Annotated in this window: 18 protein-coding genes and 1 riboswitch; of the genes, 10 read left to right on the top strand and 8 right to left on the bottom strand. The window is 65.6% G+C overall.

Translation table 11 applies throughout. The features are described from left to right. Positions 1-18 precede the first annotated feature (18 nt). The 3 genes from K2W81_RS02855 to K2W81_RS02845 are packed head-to-tail and all read right to left on the bottom strand — an operon-like array spanning position 19 to position 3,360. Positions 19-1,782, bottom strand: a complete 1,764-nt coding sequence (locus tag K2W81_RS02855) for a type II and III secretion system protein family protein (protein WP_294101083.1) — start codon at positions 1,780-1,782, stop codon at positions 19-21. A 1-nt stretch (position 1,783) separates the two neighbouring features. Continuing rightward, on the bottom strand, positions 1,784-2,839 hold the full coding sequence (cpaB, locus tag K2W81_RS02850; protein WP_294101082.1) for a Flp pilus assembly protein CpaB: 1,056 nt from the start codon (positions 2,837-2,839) through the stop codon (positions 1,784-1,786). A gap of 50 nt (positions 2,840-2,889) precedes the next feature. Beyond that, complete coding sequence (locus K2W81_RS02845; RefSeq protein WP_294101080.1) at positions 2,890-3,360, bottom strand: prepilin peptidase; 471 nt, start codon at positions 3,358-3,360, stop codon at positions 2,890-2,892. Between the two features lie 51 nt (positions 3,361-3,411). Between K2W81_RS02845 and K2W81_RS02840 the strand changes: the two genes are divergently transcribed. The 4 genes from K2W81_RS02840 to K2W81_RS02825 all read left to right on the top strand — a co-directional run bounded on the left by K2W81_RS02840 (position 3,412) and on the right by K2W81_RS02825 (position 7,018). After that, positions 3,412-4,356 (top strand): alpha/beta hydrolase, encoded by a 945-nt coding sequence (locus K2W81_RS02840; protein ID WP_294101078.1) that lies wholly within the window; start codon positions 3,412-3,414, stop codon positions 4,354-4,356. After that, on the top strand, positions 4,353-5,438 hold the full coding sequence (locus K2W81_RS02835; RefSeq protein WP_294101076.1) for an FAD-binding oxidoreductase: 1,086 nt from the start codon (positions 4,353-4,355) through the stop codon (positions 5,436-5,438). The genes K2W81_RS02840 and K2W81_RS02835 overlap by 4 nt, the downstream gene beginning before the upstream one ends. A 77-nt stretch (positions 5,439-5,515) precedes the next feature. After that, the gene (locus tag K2W81_RS02830) at positions 5,516-5,695 is read left to right on the top strand and encodes a DUF1508 domain-containing protein (protein ID WP_294101074.1); all 180 of its coding nucleotides are present in this window, start codon (positions 5,516-5,518) and stop codon (positions 5,693-5,695) included. Positions 5,696-5,785: 90 nt separating this feature from the next. Beyond that, positions 5,786-7,018 carry a hypothetical protein gene (locus tag K2W81_RS02825; protein WP_294101072.1) on the top strand — a complete coding sequence of 411 codons (1,233 nt, stop codon included), beginning with the start codon at positions 5,786-5,788 and terminating at the stop codon, positions 7,016-7,018. Here the strand turns inward: K2W81_RS02825 and K2W81_RS02820 are convergent. The 5 genes from K2W81_RS02820 to ispH form a co-directional block, all read right to left on the bottom strand. Then, positions 7,015-7,626 (bottom strand): hypothetical protein, encoded by a 612-nt coding sequence (locus K2W81_RS02820; RefSeq protein WP_294101070.1) that lies wholly within the window; start codon positions 7,624-7,626, stop codon positions 7,015-7,017. The genes K2W81_RS02825 and K2W81_RS02820 overlap by 4 nt on opposite strands. A 7-nt stretch (positions 7,627-7,633) precedes the next feature. Next, positions 7,634-8,449: a hypothetical protein gene (locus K2W81_RS02815; protein ID WP_294101068.1), complete on the bottom strand. Its 816-nt coding sequence runs from the start codon at positions 8,447-8,449 to the stop codon at positions 7,634-7,636. Between the two features lie 62 nt (positions 8,450-8,511). Further along, positions 8,512-8,964, bottom strand: coding sequence for a ribonuclease HI (rnhA, locus tag K2W81_RS02810; protein ID WP_294101066.1), 453 nt, complete (start codon positions 8,962-8,964; stop codon positions 8,512-8,514). Then, the gene (thrB, locus tag K2W81_RS02805) at positions 8,961-9,917 is read right to left on the bottom strand and encodes a homoserine kinase (RefSeq protein WP_294101064.1); all 957 of its coding nucleotides are present in this window, start codon (positions 9,915-9,917) and stop codon (positions 8,961-8,963) included. Before thrB ends, rnhA begins: the two co-directional genes overlap by 4 nt. A gap of 4 nt (positions 9,918-9,921) precedes the next feature. Further along, positions 9,922-10,881, bottom strand: coding sequence for a 4-hydroxy-3-methylbut-2-enyl diphosphate reductase (ispH, locus tag K2W81_RS02800; RefSeq protein ID WP_294101062.1), 960 nt, complete (start codon positions 10,879-10,881; stop codon positions 9,922-9,924). A gap of 121 nt (positions 10,882-11,002) precedes the next feature. Here ispH and K2W81_RS02795 point away from each other — a divergent pair, with 121 nt between their 5' ends. The 6 genes from K2W81_RS02795 (at position 11,003) to K2W81_RS02770 (ending at position 17,036) form a co-directional block, all read left to right on the top strand. Next, on the top strand, positions 11,003-11,644 hold the full coding sequence (locus K2W81_RS02795; protein WP_366932198.1) for a hypothetical protein: 642 nt from the start codon (positions 11,003-11,005) through the stop codon (positions 11,642-11,644). A gap of 65 nt (positions 11,645-11,709) precedes the next feature. After that, positions 11,710-11,798: riboswitch (glycine riboswitch) on the top strand. Positions 11,799-11,969: 171 nt separating this feature from the next. Then, on the top strand, positions 11,970-13,094 hold the full coding sequence (gene gcvT / locus K2W81_RS02790) for a glycine cleavage system aminomethyltransferase GcvT (RefSeq protein WP_294101061.1): 1,125 nt from the start codon (positions 11,970-11,972) through the stop codon (positions 13,092-13,094). A 12-nt stretch (positions 13,095-13,106) separates the two neighbouring features. Further along, positions 13,107-13,478, top strand: coding sequence for a glycine cleavage system protein GcvH (gcvH, locus tag K2W81_RS02785; protein WP_294101060.1), 372 nt, complete (start codon positions 13,107-13,109; stop codon positions 13,476-13,478). Between the two features lie 183 nt (positions 13,479-13,661). Further along, positions 13,662-15,020, top strand: coding sequence for an aminomethyl-transferring glycine dehydrogenase subunit GcvPA (gene gcvPA, locus K2W81_RS02780; protein ID WP_294101059.1), 1,359 nt, complete (start codon positions 13,662-13,664; stop codon positions 15,018-15,020). After that, positions 15,017-16,588 carry an aminomethyl-transferring glycine dehydrogenase subunit GcvPB gene (gene gcvPB, locus K2W81_RS02775; RefSeq protein ID WP_294101058.1) on the top strand — a complete coding sequence of 524 codons (1,572 nt, stop codon included), beginning with the start codon at positions 15,017-15,019 and terminating at the stop codon, positions 16,586-16,588. Before gcvPA ends, gcvPB begins: the two co-directional genes overlap by 4 nt. Position 16,589: 1 nt before the next feature. Next, positions 16,590-17,036, top strand: coding sequence for an ABA4-like family protein (locus K2W81_RS02770; protein ID WP_294101057.1), 447 nt, complete (start codon positions 16,590-16,592; stop codon positions 17,034-17,036).

The following is a 17,036-nucleotide window of genomic DNA, read 5'->3' as shown; positions in this document are numbered from 1 at the left end:
CCTGAGGACGACGGGCGATCATTGCAGGTTGAATCCGGGGGCAGCGCTGGGCGACTTGCGCGGCTCAGGCAGCACGGCCTTTTCCTCGCGCCGAGCCGGCGTCGCCGGCGGCGCTTGCGGCGCAGGGGCGGTTTCGGGCACGGCGGCGACGCCGAGCGAGGGCGCAACAACGGTCCGCGGCGGCGCCATCGAAGGCTTCGGCCGTTCACCACCGCTCGTCCCGCCGCCCAACTGGCCCAGGAAAACGCGGCCAAGATCGGTCGGCGCCTTATAGCCATCGGTCGGCAGGGCGATGTCGTTGCCGTTGACCGGCTTCACCAGATAGGGGGTGATCACGATCACCAGCTCGGTTTCGTTGCGCTGGAAGCCGTTCGAACGGAACAGCGCGCCGACCACCGGGATATTGCCCAGGCCCGGGGTCTGTTCGATCGAATTATTGTGATCGTTCTGGAGCAGACCGGCAATCATCATGCTCTGGCCCGAGCCGAGCTCGACGGTCGTTTCCGCGCGGCGTGTGCTGAGCGCGGGGATCGTCGTGCCGTTGATCTGCACCGCGCCCGAACTCGTCAGCTGCGACACTTCGGGACGCACGCGCAGGCTGATCCGCCCGTCCGAAAGCACGGTCGGCGTATAGGCGAGGCTGATGCCATATTGCTTATATTCGATCGATACCGCACCCAGCCCCTGGCTGACCGGGATCGGGAACTCGCCACCCGCCAGGAACGAGCTGGTTTCGCCCGACAGTGCGGTCAGGTTGGGTTCGGCGAGCGTCGAGACCTGGCCGTTACGCTCACCCAGATCGATCGCCTGAAGAATATCGAGCCCGAACAGCTTGCCCGCAAGGCCAAGCGTGGTGAAGCCCGTCGCGCTCTTGGCGATTTCCGAAATGCTCGATCCACGCGGATTGATGAACTGGCCGGTCGAAGGGTCATAGGGGCCGGTGATCGTGCCGCCGTTCGCGGTCGGAATCGTCGCCGTCGGATAAGTGGCCAGATCGGACTGTGTCACCGCACCCGGCGAACGGCCCGAGCCGACACCGAACGAGAAACCGCCTGTCGCATCCCTGGTCGCGATGTTGCTGCTGATGTTCTTGACGAAGGTGCGGCTGACTTCGGCGATCTTGACGTGCAATTGCACCTGCAGCGGCGTTGCGGTTCGCAGCCGGTTGATGACGACAACCTTAAGCGCCACACCGGGGGCGCTGACGTCGATACCGGGATTGAGCAACGATGCGGCAAGCGCCTGCGCCTCTGAGATGTCGTCGGGCGTGCGGACGGTGCCGGTCAGCACCGCAATCTGGCCAACGGTGTTGATGCGGATGTCGGCATCGGGCATCGCGAGCTTCATCATCCGATCGATCGAGGTCAGATTCTGGCTGACGCGCACGCTGGCGGCATAAACGACCTGGCCATCGCCGGCGGTCGCGAAGATCGTTGCTTCGCCGGTATCCTTGCCGAACAGGTTCAGCTGGCGCGCGCTGCGGACATAGACGTCGGCGACGGTCGGGTTGGAAATCCAGACGTCGGTCGCGGCCGATGGCAGCGTGATCAGCTCGCCTTCGCCGATCGACAGCTTGACTTCGTTGGTCGGGCGCTGAACGCCGGCGGGCAACTGCGAATAGTGGGTCGCCATCGGCCGGGGCTGCACCGGACGTGCGTGAGGCCGGGTCGGCGTGGCGGGGCGCGGGCGCACCGTCTGCGCCCACAGCGACAACGGCGTGCTGATGATCAGCGCCGTTGCCACGGTCGTCCGCAGCGTGCGTTGCAGGATGGTCGGACGCATCTCAGTTCTTCCCCCCAATCGGAACTTCGGTCACATTATTGCCCCGCGTCACACGAATGACCGGACCTTTGGGCGCGCCAGCGCCGGGATAAGGTGCAGTGGCGGCGGGCGGCGGCGTCACCGGGCCGCCAAGTGCGTTGATGCCGCCGGCAGGCTTGCCGGGCACCGTCGAACGCTGGAAGCGCGAGACATCGGCGCCGGTTGCGTAGCTGGTCTTGCTCGCCGTGCCTTCGCCTTCAACCTTGTCCATCATCGCGCGCTCGGCCTTGGGATCATTGCCGGCGGGCACCGATACGGCGCCCGATGCAATGGCTTCTTCGAGTTCGGCGGCATTGTCGGCGATCGAGCGGAGCGCGACGGTGAGCGTGCCGCCCAGATTCTGGGAGACCGCAATCTTTTCAGCGAGCTTGGGCGTCGCTTCGACCGTGACGGTCGAATAGGTGCGCACCACCGTCTTGCCATTGTCGTCGACAGTGTTGTCGGTGCGCTGGTCGGTGGCGAGCACGCGCAGGTTCTTGAGCACCGTCTCGGTCACCTTCAGCGGCGGGCCATCGCCGCCACCGGGAACCGATTGCGTCAGCATCAGATCGATCCGGTCGCCCGGGAACACGAAACCGGCGACGGCCGACTGGGTCGACACCGGCACCGTGACCGCGCGCATGCCCGGTCCGAGCGCGGCGGCAAGGAAGCCACGGTCGCCCGGCTTCACCAGCGCACCCTGCGTCAGCGGCTGACCGGCAGTGATCGCGAAGCGCACCACCGTGCCCTGCAATTTCTTGAGATCGGTTTCGCCCTGACCTTTGACGAAATAAGCCTTGGGATCGACGAGTTCCTGCGGCCAGGGCTGGAACTTCACCGCCGTCGCATCAAGGATGGTGCCGATCGGCAGCGCGCGAGTCGCGACGAGGACCTCGGGGCCGTTGACCTGCGGCGCAGGCGCCCCCATTGCACTGGCGCCCGGTGCGCCGGTACCGACGATCAGGCTCCGCGCCATGAACGCGGTTACCGCAGCGACGAGCAATGCGCCTACGAGCAATATGATCTTGCGAACATCCATGACGTCTTGCACCCCTGTGGACGCGGATCACATGATCCTTCGTCTAGCCTTCACGTAAATTGGTTAAGAAGCGGTTCACGCACCGCCATCAGTCCGGCGATAGCAATCGCCACACCGTAAGGAACTTCGACCGGTCCATCGGCCTTTCGCCACCATCGCTCGACCGCAACGATGACCGTCAGGACGCCGCCGATCATCGACATCACCATCAGCAGCCCGAGCAGCGGCTGCCACGGGAACCACAGCGCCAGCGCGCCGATCAACTTCACATCGCCGCCGCCCATCTGGCCGATGGAGAACACGCCGACGAACAAGCCAAAAGCCAGCGACGCGACGCCGATCTGCAAGGCAACATCTGGCCATAGCGCCAGCCCCGTCGCCCACCACCACAGCGGCGCCAATGCGGCGATCGCTGCATTCTTCCAGTCGGCGATCGTGCGCTGGCGCGCGTCCTCGATCCCGCAGGAAAGAAGCAGCGCGGCCAGCACGACCGGCAGGATCACAGACAGATTGCCCCACATCATCGGATTACGTGCTAGACGACAGGGCTTTCCAAAAAGTAACCAACGACCATGGCCTCATCCGCGCTGTACCGCCGAGCGATTCCCGCTGCGGCGCGATTCACCCCCTGGACGGCGGCCGATGGCTGGCCGCTGCGCCGCTTCGACTGGCCTGCCGAGGGCAGGCCACGAGGGCGGATTTTGTTTCAGGGCGGGCGCGGCGACATCCCCGAAAAATATCTTGAGCTGTTCGCGCATTGGCACGCACAAGGCTGGTCGATCACCTCGTTCGATTGGCGCGGGCAGGGTGGGTCGGGGCGCTTGTCGCCCGATCCGCGGGTCGGCCATGTCGACGATTTCGCACTTTTTATCCGCGATCTTGCCGATTTTTGGGCGGCGTGGACGGCCGAAGGCGCTGGCCCGACCGTCGTGATGGGCCATTCGATGGGCGGTCATCTGATCTTGCGCGGGCTGGTCGAAGGCGTGGTGCGGCCTGATGCGGCGGTGCTTGTTGCGCCGATGCTGGGGCTCAAAAGCGCCTTCGGCCCTTGGCTCGGCGCGCGCATCGCGGGCATCATCGGCGGCATCGGCAATGGTGCGCGGGCCGCGTGGCGCGAGAATGAGAAGCCCGGCGCCACCGAAACGCGCCAGAACCTGCTGACGCATGATGTTGATCGCTATGCCGATGAACTGTGGTGGCAGCATGCCAATCCCGAGCTCGTGCTGGGGCCACCGAGCTGGCGCTGGGTGATCGCTGCCTTTGCCTCGACGCGGGCAGTGCGCGAGGATCCACGCCTGAAGACGCTGGCGGTGCCGCTGCTCGTGCTGGCGCCGATGGCCGATGCGCTGGTCGATGCGCGCGTCGCGGTTGCGGTGGCGGGGCAGTTGCCCGACGCTCGGCTGGTGCGCTTCGGCGACGAGGCCGCGCACGAAGTGCTGCGCGAAGTCGATCCGGTTCGCAACCGGGCGATCGCCGAAATCGATCTGTTCCTCGCCGCGCGCGTCCCCGCCGCATGAAGCGCTTCGATGTGGCAATCGTCGGCGCCGGGATTGCTGGTGCCAGCCTTGCGGCCGAACTCGCCGCGCACGCCAGCGTCCTGCTGATCGAGGCCGAGGATACCCCGGGCTATCATGCGACCGGTCGCTCGGCCGCGTTCTGGTCGGAAACCTATGGCGGGCCGGGGGTGCAGCCCCTCACGAGCGCGTCGGGGGCTTATCTGACGCAACATGGCTTTCTGGAACCGCTCGGCTCGCTGCACATCGGCCGCGCCGAAGACGCCGCCGCCGCCGATGCCTTCATCGCTGAATTTGCGACGAGCGGGATTACGCTCGACCGCGTCGACCCGCGCGCGATTGTGCCGGGGCTGCGCGCCGATTGGTCGATCGGTATCAACGAGCCGAGCTGCGCCTATATCGACGTCGCGGGTCTGCATCAGCATTATCTCGCGCGTGCCCGCCGAGCGGGTGCCGCAATCGTCCTGTGCGCCGGGTTGGTCGCGGCGTCGCGCGTCGGTGGTGACTGGCAGATTGAGACACCCGGTGGAAGCTGGCAGGCGGGTATCATCGCCAATGCGGCAGGTGCCTGGGCCGACGACGTCGCGCGCATCGCGGGCATCGCGCCGCTGGGTCTTGCTGCCTTCCGTCGCACGATGGCGCAGCTGCGCACCGACCCGGCTGCGCCCGACGGGATGCCGCATGTCGGCCACATCGGTGGCAGCTTTTACTTCAAGCCCGAGCCGGGCGGGCGGCTGTGGCTCAGCCCGCATGACGAAATCCCCTCGCCACCGTGCGACGCGGCGCCCGAGGAAATCGACGTCGCCATCGCGATCGATCGATTCGAACAGGTCGTCGACTGGCGGGTGGCAGCGGTCGAGCGGCGTTGGGCAGGTCTGCGGACCTTTGCACCTGATCGGCTGCCAGTGATCGGCTTTGACGGCGGCGCGGACGACTTCTTCTGGTTCGCGGGGCAAGGCGGCTTCGGGATACAGACTGCGCCCGCCGCTGCGATGCTCGCCGCGAGCCTGTTGCGCCGTGTCACGCCGCCGGACGCAGTCGCCGCGATCGACAGCGCGCGTTATGCGCCGACCCGTTTCGGCTGACCGCCAAGCCCCGACTGGCGCCGGACAAATCGCTGCGCTAACCTCGCCAAGCTCAAAACAACCGAGGGGAGCACAAAATGGCGCACAAATTCGTGATCGAAAAGAACAAGGCCGGCGAGTTCGTCGCAAAGTTTAAATATAACAGCGAGTTGATGTTCTGGACCGAAGGCTATTCGAGCAAGGCGTCAGCGATCAACGCCATCGAATCGATCAAGAAGAACGGCCCCGGCGCCGAGACCGAAGAGCATCTGGACTGATCATCGCGGTCGATCTGCCGACGCTGGTGCCTGACACGGGATCGCTTGCCCGCCGCCGCATGATGGCGGCGGGCTGAAGGCGCGAAGCACGTGGCACAAACCGGTTATTTCGGTTGGATCGGCGGCCTGTTCGGCGGGCAGGGCCTTGCGTGGCGCTTGCGCCAGCGCCCGCGCGGCGGCCAGCGGCGCGGCTGGCGCGGGCTGTTCGGGCGGCAGAGCGACGACCGGCTCGCCCCGAAAATCATCAGTTCACCCGCTGTTGCGCGGCCGCTTGGGACGACATCGCGTGCGCGGCGCGACGATCAGGCGTCAGCGGACACGCTCGCGCGGATCAAGCGGATGCGGCGGCGCGCGGTCGTCGACATGTTCGATCAGGTCGGGCTCGAACCCTTTCCCGGTCAGCTCTGGCGCTTCGTTGATGCCGAGCGTGATCCCTATCACGGCGTCACGACATTCCTGCAGGCGATCGGCATCGATCCCGAAGGGATCAGGCGCCGCGATCCGGCCGAAATCGAGCGCGCAAACACCGTGCTCGACCTGCTGTTTTCGATCGATCACGTGTTCGACCGGGTCGATCCCGAAGTCGCGGTCGCGCTTGAGGCACGGCTGTGCTCGGGCGATTACCGCGCGGTGCGGCTTGCGGCGCAGGTCATTGAAACTTTTGAAAAAATTGCGCGAATCGATGCGCGCTGGCCGTCCGATCAACGGCTCGCGGTGTTTGATGCGTTCATTCGAGACATGCGCGCAGGTGTCGCCAATCCGCTCGCGGTGCCAGCCGAGATCGCCGCCAATGCCGAACGCATCGCCGATGGGCTGAGCCAGCATATGCTGGCGTTTGATGCGGGCTGGGGCGAGCATCGACGGCTGGCGGCACTGCTTGAAGCGCGCTGGCCGCCGGTATGGAGTGCCGGACCGCAAGGCCAGCGACGGATGCAGGCAATGGCCGAGGCGGCTGGCGTCCGGCGCGCGCTGATGGGCAATCCTGCGCTGCGGGCGAGCGACGTCGATCGGCTGCTCGCGCGGCTCACCAAGGCCAACCAGAGCCTGTTCAGCTTGGCCGATGCGATCGAGGGCGCGTCGCGCGGTCGCGATTGGCGCGCGCGCGCGGTGGGTCCGCGATCGGACTACGACCGGGCGTTGCTGTTCTTCGGCTGGACAATCGACGAGCGGCCCGATGCGGTCGCGCTGCGTCGGCGTTTCCGTGAGCTTGCACGGACCGCCCACCCTGATGCGGCACAGGCGGACCCCGTTTCCCAAGCCGCCGCGCACCAGCGGTTCGTCGAGCTCAACCGCTATCACGACGTGCTGAAACTGCGGGTTTAGCGCGCCTCGCGGCGGCGCAGGCGCACTTCGATGCGGCGGCGCGATTCGTCGGCAGCCACGTCATCCGCCGTGATCACGCTATCGTCGGGCTTCAGGAACGGTCCCGCCGACAGCGGCACGAGGATAAAATCGCGCAACCCCGCGCCGCGCATGAAGCGCGCGACCGAAACGGCGCGGGCCATCCCCAATCCGGCGTTATCGACCGCCTCGGGCGCGACCGTTTCCTTGCCGAGCAGCAGTGGCACCAGTACGGCATCGAGATTGCTGCGGCCCGACCCGCTCTTGCGCGGGACCGCGTCGGTGTGGCCGATGACTTCGATCACCGACGCCTGATATTGCTGCCCGATCTGGCGGATGCGTGGGATGACCGAGCGTCGCAGCCGATCCTCAAAGCCCGGCGTCAGCGCGGCCGATCCGGCGGCGAACGAGAATCCCTGCGCTTCGGGCAGCACGATGATCGGCGGGTCCTCGCGTGGTTTGGCGCGCGCAATCGCGAGCAGATAGCCGCCGAGGATGATCGTCGTGAACATCGTCACAGCGAGCAGCAGGTAGATGGTTTCCTGCCCCATCTGCATGTGCAGCGTGCTGCGTGGCGAGCCCTTGCTCATGCGGGGCTCATTCGGCGTCGGCAGTCGGTTTGACGAAGCGTTCGACCGATTCGATCAAATCGCCCAGCGCGTGCAGCATCGTGCTTGCCTCGGTCGCGGTGGCGTTGAGCTTCGCGGTCTCGGTCGCCAGCCGGGCGACTTCGGCGCTGCTCGTCTCCGCCGAGATTCCCAGCAATTTGAGCTGCATTTCGCCCGCTTCAAAGGCGCGCGACAATTTGCCGGCATCGCCGCGCACTTCGTTCGCGAGCAGATGCGTCGCCATGGTCGCATCCTGTGCCGATTCCTGGAGCTGGCGGATCGCCTTGAACGCGGCGCGGACTTCGCGGGTCAGGTCGCGCGTCGCCGTCGCGAGATTGGACATATCGACGCTGGTGTCGAACGACGTCTCGACCTCATGCGCCTCAATCCGCAGCAGCACCGCGAAGAAGGGGGCGAGGCCTGCGGTCGCAAGCCCTTCGAGGAAGGGGACGGCGAGCGTCGCCAGCGCCGACAGATCGTCAACGCGCAAGCTGACGCTGCCCAAAAACAGCGGCAGGACCGCGCTGGTGATGCCCAGAATCAGCGACAGCACGCCAAAGGCTACCATCATTTCGGCGGCGATCACGGCGTCGAAATCGGCCCGGCCGCTGCGCATATAGCGCGTCGCGCGCGCGCGCAGATAGAAGAGCGCGGCGATGTTGACGATGAACAGCAGCGGATATGTCGTCTGGGTGACGATCTGGAGCAGATGCACGGCGATGCTGACTGCGAGGACCTGCAGCCCGAACTGGCTATAGGCGACGCGGCGCGTCCCCGAAGCGCGGCGGCGTGGCATCATGGACATCGCGCGTTCGATCCCTTTTTCGACTGCGGCGGGGACGCTATGTCCGATTCGCGCGGCGGACGCTAGGCGCCACGGCTTGCTGCCACCGCGGCATCGCTGGCGAGCTTGTCGGCGCGCTCATTTTCGGGGTGGCCGGCATGTCCCTTGACCCATTGCCACGCGATCTTGTGCGGCTTGGCGGCGGCGAGCAGTTCCTGCCACAGATCGGCATTCTTGACCGGCTTCTTGTCGGCGGTCCTCCAGCCGTTTTTCTGCCAGCCGTGGATCCATTTGGTCAGGCCGTCCATGACGTAGCGGCTGTCGGTCGACAGCGTGACGGCGCAGGGGCGCTTGAGGGCCGTGAGCGCCTGCACCACCGCCATCATTTCCATGCGGTTGTTGGTGGTGAGCTTTTCGCCGCCCGACAATTCCTTCTCGACAGCACCCATCCGCAGCACTGCGCCCCAGCCGCCGGGGCCGGGATTGCCCTTGCAGGCACCGTCGGTGAAGATTTCGACCTTGGGGAGTTCGGTCATGCGAAGGCGCCCTCCGACGCATAATGATGATAGCGGCGCAGATAGGCGAGCGGGTCCTTGCGCGTCACCAGCGCGTCGGCGGGGGTGTTCAGCCAATCCCATGCGCGGCTGAGGAAAAAGCGCAGACAGGCGCCGCGCGCGAGCGCGGGCAGGGCGGCTATTTCCGCTTCGGTCAGCGCGACTTCCGTCCGATAGCCGTCGATCAGGGCGCGCCCGATGGCGTCGCCATAACGTTCGCCGGTCGCGTCGAACGCCCAGGCGCTGTGCATCACTGCCAGATCAAAGCTGCGAAAATCGGTGCACGCGAAATAGAAGTCGATCAGCCCGGTCACCTTATCGCCGAGCATTAGCATGTTGTCGGGAAAAAGATCGGCGTGGATCGCGCCGCGCGGCAGGACGTCGTCGGCTGGCCAGGCGGCAAGCACGTTGTCGAGCATCCGGCCCGCATCATCATGAAGTCCGGGCGCGATCCGATCGAGGTTGGAGCCGCAGCGATCGAACAACGGTGCCCAGCTGTCGACGCCCATCGAATTCGTCCGAAGCAGCGCAAAATCGGAGACCGCTTGGTGCATCTGCCCGAGCGCGGCGCCCGCCGCACGGGCCTGTGCCGGGGTCGGGTGCGACGGCGACACCCCGGGCAGGAACTTGATGAGGCATGCGGGCCGCCCTGCCAGTTCATGAATCTCGACGCCGTCGCGGTCCTTGATCGCGGGCGGCACCGGCAAACCCTTCGCCGCGAGATGATCGAGCAGCGCCATGAAAAAGGGAAGGTCGCCCGCATCGACGCGCTTTTCGTACAGTGTAAGGAAAAAGCGCCCGCCGGTCGTGTCGACCATGTAATTGCTGTTCTCGACCCCCTCGGCGATGCCCTTGGCCGATACCAGATCGCCAACATCGAACCGCGTCAGGAAATCGGCCAATGCCTCGGCCGATACATGCGTATAGACCGCCAAATGCCTAGACGGTGGCGGCTTCGAGGCCGCGCGGCAGCTTGAACGAAATCGTCTCGCGCGTCGTTTCTTCTTCACGCTCGGTGATCGTGAAATGCTCGGCGAGCCGATTGACGAGTTCGCGCACAAGGATTTCAGGGGCGGACGCACCCGCCGTGATGCCCAGCGTGCGGATACCATTGAGCCACGCCAGATCGAGGTCGCTGGCGCGCTGGATCAGCCGCGCGGGGATACCGTGCCGCTCGGCGACTTCAACCAGCCGCAGCGAGTTCGACGAATTGGTCGCGCCAATCACGAGCATCGCATCGCAATGGTCGGCAATTGCCTTCACCGCCGCCTGCCGATTCGAGGTGGCGTAGCAAATATCCTCGCCGCGCGGCGCTTTGATCTCGGGGAAGCGGCGCTGGAGCACCGCGACGATATCCGCAGTGTCGTCGACCGACAGGGTGGTCTGTGTCAGGAAAGCGATGTTGCCCGGGTCGTCGACCACGACGGTTTCGGCATCTTCCGCCGTTTCGACCAAGGTCATCGCGCCATTGGGCACCTGGCCAAAGGTACCGATCACTTCGGGATGGCCGGCATGGCCGACGAAAATGATGTGGCGGCCCTGCTCGACCAAACGCTCGGCCTGGCGGTGGACCTTTGACACCAGCGGGCAGGTCGCATCGAGATAGGCAAGGCCGCGCGTTTCGGCCTCGACCGGCACCGATTTGGGCACGCCGTGCGCGGAAAATACCACGGGCACGCCGTCGGGCACTTCCTCAAGTTCCTCGACGAAGATCGCGCCCTTGGCCCGCAAACTGTCAACGACATATTTGTTGTGGACGATCTCGTGCCGGACATAGACCGGCGCGCCATATTTCTCGATCGCGAGTTCGACGATGTGGATAGCGCGGTCGACACCGGCGCAAAAGCCACGCGGGGCGGCGATCAACAGGTCGAGCGCCGGCTTTTCAGTGATAGTCATGGTCATGGTCTCTACGCGATTGCTTGCGCGTGCGAAAGCCGGTTCCTATGGTGCGTCGTATTGACGGGCGGCGCGCTACATCCCCGGTGGCGGCCCCAGTGTATGACAAAAGGTGCCCAGCGTGAACGCCGCGAAATCGATTCTCTCCATCACGCTCGGCCTGATGGCCGCAGGCTGCGCGACCAAGACCGGCGAAATCTCGGCTGAAGGGATCACCGCGATTCGCACGGCCTGCCCAACGGTCGCGGTGCCGGCAGCGACCGGCGACATCACCTTGTTCAACCCGCCGACGAGCGAAGACCAGAGCGCGCTCGACGTTTCGGCAACGCTCACCCGCGTGCGGTCGACGTGCAGCGATGTTGGCGATGATGTGTCGACCGCAATTACCTTCGACGTGCAGGCACGCCGCGCCAATGTGCAGGGCGCGCGCGACGTCGTGATTCCCTATTTTGTGACCGTGCTTCAGGGTGGAACGGTGGTAGTCTCGAAGCGGATCAGCCGGGTTTCGGTACATTTCGACGATGGCCAGGCGCGCGCTTCGACGAGCGGCCAGGCAACCGCCAATGTGCTGCGCTCGGCGGCGACGCTACCGCCCGACATCCGCAAACAGCTCACCCGCCCGCGCAAGGCGGGGAATGAGGATGCCGCGATCGACCCGCTCGCGCGCCCCAACATCCGCGCCGCCGTGCAACGCGCGACGTTTGAGGCGCTGGTCGGTTTCCAGCTCACCACCGAGCAGCTGAAGTATAACGCCACGCGATAGCCAAAGCGGCGTTGACTCGCTTGCTGCGGCGCGTCAAAGCTCGGCGCGTCGAAGGCTTTTAGCCTTGAGCATGTGCGGGAGAGTGTGGCTCCGAGCCACCGCCGAAGGAGCAACCGCCCCGGAATCTCTCAGGCAACCGGACCGCACGCGCCAAGACACTCTGGAAAGCGGCTGCGCGCACGTTTTGCGTGGCCCACCGAAGGGGTAAGCCGATTCGCATCAGGCGTGCGGCGAAAGCTCTCAGGTTCCGTGACAGAGGGGGCGGCTGACCAGTGCCGGGCGACCGGAATGGCATGCCGTCACCCATGCGAACGGAAGGCCTGCGATGAGCGACCAAATCGACTTCATCGATACGATCGAAAACCTGCCGCTCGACGCATGGCACCGGGCGCGCGGCGCGCGGATGGTCGAATTCGCCGACTATTACATGCCGATCCAATATGAAGGGATCATGGCCGAGCATCTGTGGACGCGCGCGCAGGCGGGCCTGTTCGATGTCAGCCACATGGGCCAGTTGCAGATCTCTGGCGATGGACTCGACGACGCGCTCGAAGTGTTGATGCCGGCTGATGTGAAGGGGCTGAAGCTCGGCGCGCAGCGTTACTCGCTGCTGCTCGACGAAAATGGCGGCATTCTTGACGACCTGATGTTCGCGCGCTGGCCCGACAGCATCTACATCGTCGTCAATGGTGCGGTGAAATATGACGACATTGCCCATCTGCGCGAAAACCTGCCCGATTCGGTGACGATCAACCATCTCGACGACCGCGCGCTCTTGGCGTTGCAGGGGCCGAAGGCTTTCGAGGTACTGAAGCGCCATACGGCGGGCGAATGGCCGCTCGATGCGCTGGTGTTCATGCGCGGCGGCAATTTCCAGATCGCCGGCGTCGATGCCTGGATCAGCCGCTCGGGCTATACCGGCGAGGACGGCTTCGAGATTTCGATCCCCGCCGAGTCGGCCGAGGTGATCGCCGACCTGCTGTGCGCCGAATCTGAAGTGAAGCCGATTGGCCTCGGCGCGCGTGATTCGCTGCGGCTCGAGGCGGGGTTGCCGCTCTATGGCCACGACCTCGATCCGGAAACGACGCCGATCATGGCCGATCTCGGCTTCGCGTTGTCGAAGCGGCGGCGCGAGGAAGGTAATTTCCCCGGCGCCGCGCGCATCCTCGCCGAGCGCGAGAACGGCCCGGTGCTCAAGCGGGTTGGCCTGTTGGTTGATGGCAAGCAGCCGGTGCGCGAAGGTGCGGCGGTGCTCGATGCCAGCGGCGCCGAGGTCGGCAAGGTCACGTCGGGCGGCTTTGCCCCCAGCGTCGGCGCGCCGATTGCGATGGCCTATGTCCCGCTCGCGCTGGCCGCGCCCGGCACCAAGATCACCCTTGCCCAGCGCGGCAAGGCGCACACCGGCATCGTCACCGCGATGCCTTTCGTCCCCCACCGCTACGTACGCTAACAGGAGGCCTTCATGAGCCGCTATTTTACCGAAGACCATGAATGGGTTGAACTCGACGGCGAGATCGGCACCGTCGGCATCACCGAATATGCGCAAGGTCAACTCGGCGACATCGTGTTCGTCGACGTGCCCGAAGAAGGCAAAGAAGTGACCAAGGGCGATGAGGCCGCGGTGGTCGAATCGGTCAAGGCCGCGTCCGACGTCTATTCGCCGGTGTCGGGGACGGTGATCGAGGGCAATGCCGCGCTCGCCGACACACCGGGCCTCGTCAACGAAGACCCCGAAGGCGATGGCTGGTTCTTCAAGCTGACCTTGTCCGACCCGACCGAGGTCGAGGGCATGATGGACGAGACCGCCTACGAAGCGTTCGTCGCGAAGCTTTAGCCAGTTTAGCCCCTCCCCTTCAGGGGAGGGGTTGGGGTGGGGACTCTCCGCAAGCGTACGGCTCGATGAGACATCCCCCACCCCCTACCGAGTGCAGGGTGAAATTGCCCCCGGCAATTTCAGTCTGTGCTGGGAGCACGGACGGCCCTGCACTCCTGAAGGGGAGGGGCTTGGAGAAAATGAATGCGTTACCTGCCGCTCACCCAGACCGATCGCACCACGATGCTCGCCACGATCGGCGCGTCGTCGATCGACGACCTGTTCGTCGATGTGCCCGAGGAAGCTCGCCTCGACGGGCCGATCCACGACTTGCCGATGCACGCCAGCGAAATGGCGGTCGAGCGGCACATGCGGGCGCTCGCCCGCAAGAATACCGTCGCGGGGGACGTGCCGTTCTTCCTCGGCTGCGGGGCGTACAAGCATCATGTGCCTGCCAGCGTCGACCATCTGATCCAGCGCGGCGAGTTTCTGACCGCCTATACGCCGTACCAGCCCGAAATCGCGCAGGGCACGCTGCAAATGCTGTTCGAGTTCCAAAGCCAGGTCGCGCAGCTGCTCGGCACCGATGTGGCCAATGCGTCGATGTACGACGGCTCGACCGCGTGCTGGGAAGCGATCGGCATGGCGCGGCGCATCACCAAGCGCGGCAAGGCGATCCTGTCGGGCGGGCTGCATCCGCATTATGTGTCGGTCGCCAGGACGATGGCGAAGTACACCGGCGATTTGCTCGAAACCTCGCTGCCGAGCTTGACCGCCGAGACCGACATCGACGCGCTGATCGCGGGCATCGATAGCGACACCTCGTGCGTCGTCGTCCAGTACCCGGACATCCTCGGTCGCATTGCCGATCTGAAACCGCTCGCGGACGCTTGCCACGCGCAAAAGGCGCTGCTGATCGCGGTCGTGACCGAGCCGGTCGCGCTCGGCGCGATCAAGTCGCCCGGTGAGATGGATGCCGATATCGTCGTCGGTGAAGGCCAGTCGATCGGCGTCGGCTTGCAATTCGGCGGGCCCTATGTCGGGTTGTTCGGCTGCAAGGAGAAATACCTGCGCCAGATGCCGGGTCGGCTGTGCGGCGAAACCGTCGACGCGACCGGCAAGCGCGGTTTCGTGCTGACGCTCAGCACGCGTGAGCAGCATATCCGGCGCGAGAAGGCCACGTCGAACATCTGCACCAACTCGGGGCTTTGCGCGCTGGCGTTCTCGATCCACATGACCTTGCTCGGCGAGGCGGGGCTGCGCAAGCTGGCGGGTGTCAACCACGCGCTGGCGGTGACGGCGGCGGCGCGGCTGGCGAAGGTGCCGGGCGTCACCGTGGTCAATGACAGCTTCTTCAACGAATTCACGCTGGTGCTGCCCAAAACGGCGCGCCCTATCGTGCGGCAACTGGCCGATCGGCAGATTCTCGCGGGTGTGTCGCTGGGGCGGCTTTATCCCGGCTCGGTCGAACTTGACCACGGCCTGGTGGTCGCCGTCACCGAAACGACGACACTCGAAGACATCGAAACACTCGCAACTGCGCTCGAAGAGGTGCTGGCATGACGATCAACGCAAGCGGCTGGCGGCCCGAAATCGGCGGCAGCAAGACCGAAGGCGCCGCGACCTTCACCGGCAACAAGGGGTTGATGCTCGAAGAAGCGCTGATCTTCGAGATCGGCGATACCGAGACGACCGGTGTCGACATTGCAGACACAGCACCCGCTGCCAGCCGCCTCGGTGGACTTGCGCGCGAACGCTCGATCGGCCTCCCCGGGCTGTCGGAACCCGAAACGGTGCGCCACTACACCCGCCTCTCGCGCCAGAACTACGGGATTGACCTCGGCTTCTTCCCGCTCGGCAGCTGCACGATGAAGCATAACCCGCGCTTGAACGAAAAAATGGCCCGGCTGCCCGGCTTTGCCGACATCCACCCGCTTCAGCCGGTCGATACGGTGCAAGGCGCGCTCGGCGTGATCAACGAACTCGCGGTGTGGCTGATCAAGCTCACCGGCATGCACGGCGTCGCGATGAGCCCCAAGGCGGGCGCCCATGGCGAGCTGTGCGGCATCCTGTGCATCAAGGCGGCGCTCGACGCGCGTGGCGAGGGGCATCGCAAGGTCATCCTCGTCCCCGAATCGGCGCATGGCACCAATCCCGCGACGGCGGCGTTCGCGGGTTACCAAGTTGAGGATATCCCCGCGACACCTGAAGGTCGCGTCGATACCGCCGCGCTGAAGGCTAGACTGGGACCCGACGTGGCGGGGGTGATGATCACCAACCCCAACACCTGCGGCTTGTTCGAGCGCGACCTGAAGGAAATCTCGGACGCGGTGCATGCCGTCGGCGGCTATGTCTATTGCGACGGCGCGAACTTCAACGCGATCGTCGGGCGCGTGCGACCGGGCGATCTCGGCATCGATGCGATGCACATCAACCTCCACAAGACCTTCTCGACCCCGCACGGCGGCGGCGGCCCCGGCTCCGGCCCGGTGGTGCTGTCGGAAGCGCTGTCGCCGTTCGGTCCGCTGCCGTTCACCGAACGCTATGAAGACGGCCACATCACCCTCGTCGAGGAAGAATCGGTCGGCGATCGCCATCCCGACAGCTTCGGGCGGATGACCGCGTTCCACGGCCAGATGGGCATGTTCACACGCGCGCTCACCTATATCCTCAGCCACGGCGCCGATGGTTTGCGTCAGGTCGCCGAGGATGCGGTGCTCAACGCCAACTACGTCCTGCGCAGCCTCGAGGACGTGCTCGACGCGCCGTTCGCGCACAGCGGCCCGTGCATGCACGAGGCGCTGTTCAGCGATAACGGTATGGCCGAAGGCTTTACCACGCTGGATATCGCCAAGGGGCTGATTGACGAAGGCTTCCACCCGATGACGGTGTATTTCCCGCTCGTCGTCCACGGCGCGATGCTCGTTGAGCCGACCGAGACCGAGAGCAAAGCCGCGCTCGACCAGTTCATCGGTGCGCTGCGATCGGTCGCCGAACGCGGCAAGGCGGGCGACCCGAGCCTGAAATCGGCGCCGCATTTCGCCCCCCGCGCGCGGCTCGACGAGACGCTCGCCGCGCGCAAGCCGGTGCTGACGTGGAAAGCGCCCGGCCTGCCCGTCGCGGCCGAATAGCATGAGCTGGGGCGGTCTCTTCCAGATCGTCAACACGGTTGCGCTGCTGCTGTGGCTGGTGCTGATCCTCGCGCCGCGCTGGACCGGTGCGATCGGGCAGTTGCGGATCGCGGGGGCAGGGGGCTTGAGCCTGTTCTACGTCGTGCTGGTGGGCACTGCGCTGACGGTCGGGTTCGGAGACGCGCCCGGCAAGGCGCCGGACTTCTCGACAATCGCCGGTATCCGCGCGATCTTTGCGACCGACGGCGGCGTGGTGACGGGCTGGACGCACTATCTCGCGCTCGACCTTTTCGCCGGGCTTTGGATTGCCGAGGACAGCGACGGACGGCGGATCAATCGCTTCGTGCAGGCGCCGGTGCTGCTGCTGACTTTCCTCGCGGGGCCTGCTGGCTTGTTCCTCCACCTGCTGCTCACGCGCGGGTTAAGGCTGGGCACGCACCCGGCCTGA

The organism is Sphingomonas sp. (assembly GCF_019749955.1).
Taxonomy (GTDB): Bacteria; Pseudomonadota; Alphaproteobacteria; order Sphingomonadales; family Sphingomonadaceae; genus Sphingomonas.
The sequence above is the reverse complement of the archived record's forward strand: the minus strand, read 5'-3'. Positions and strand labels throughout refer to the sequence as shown.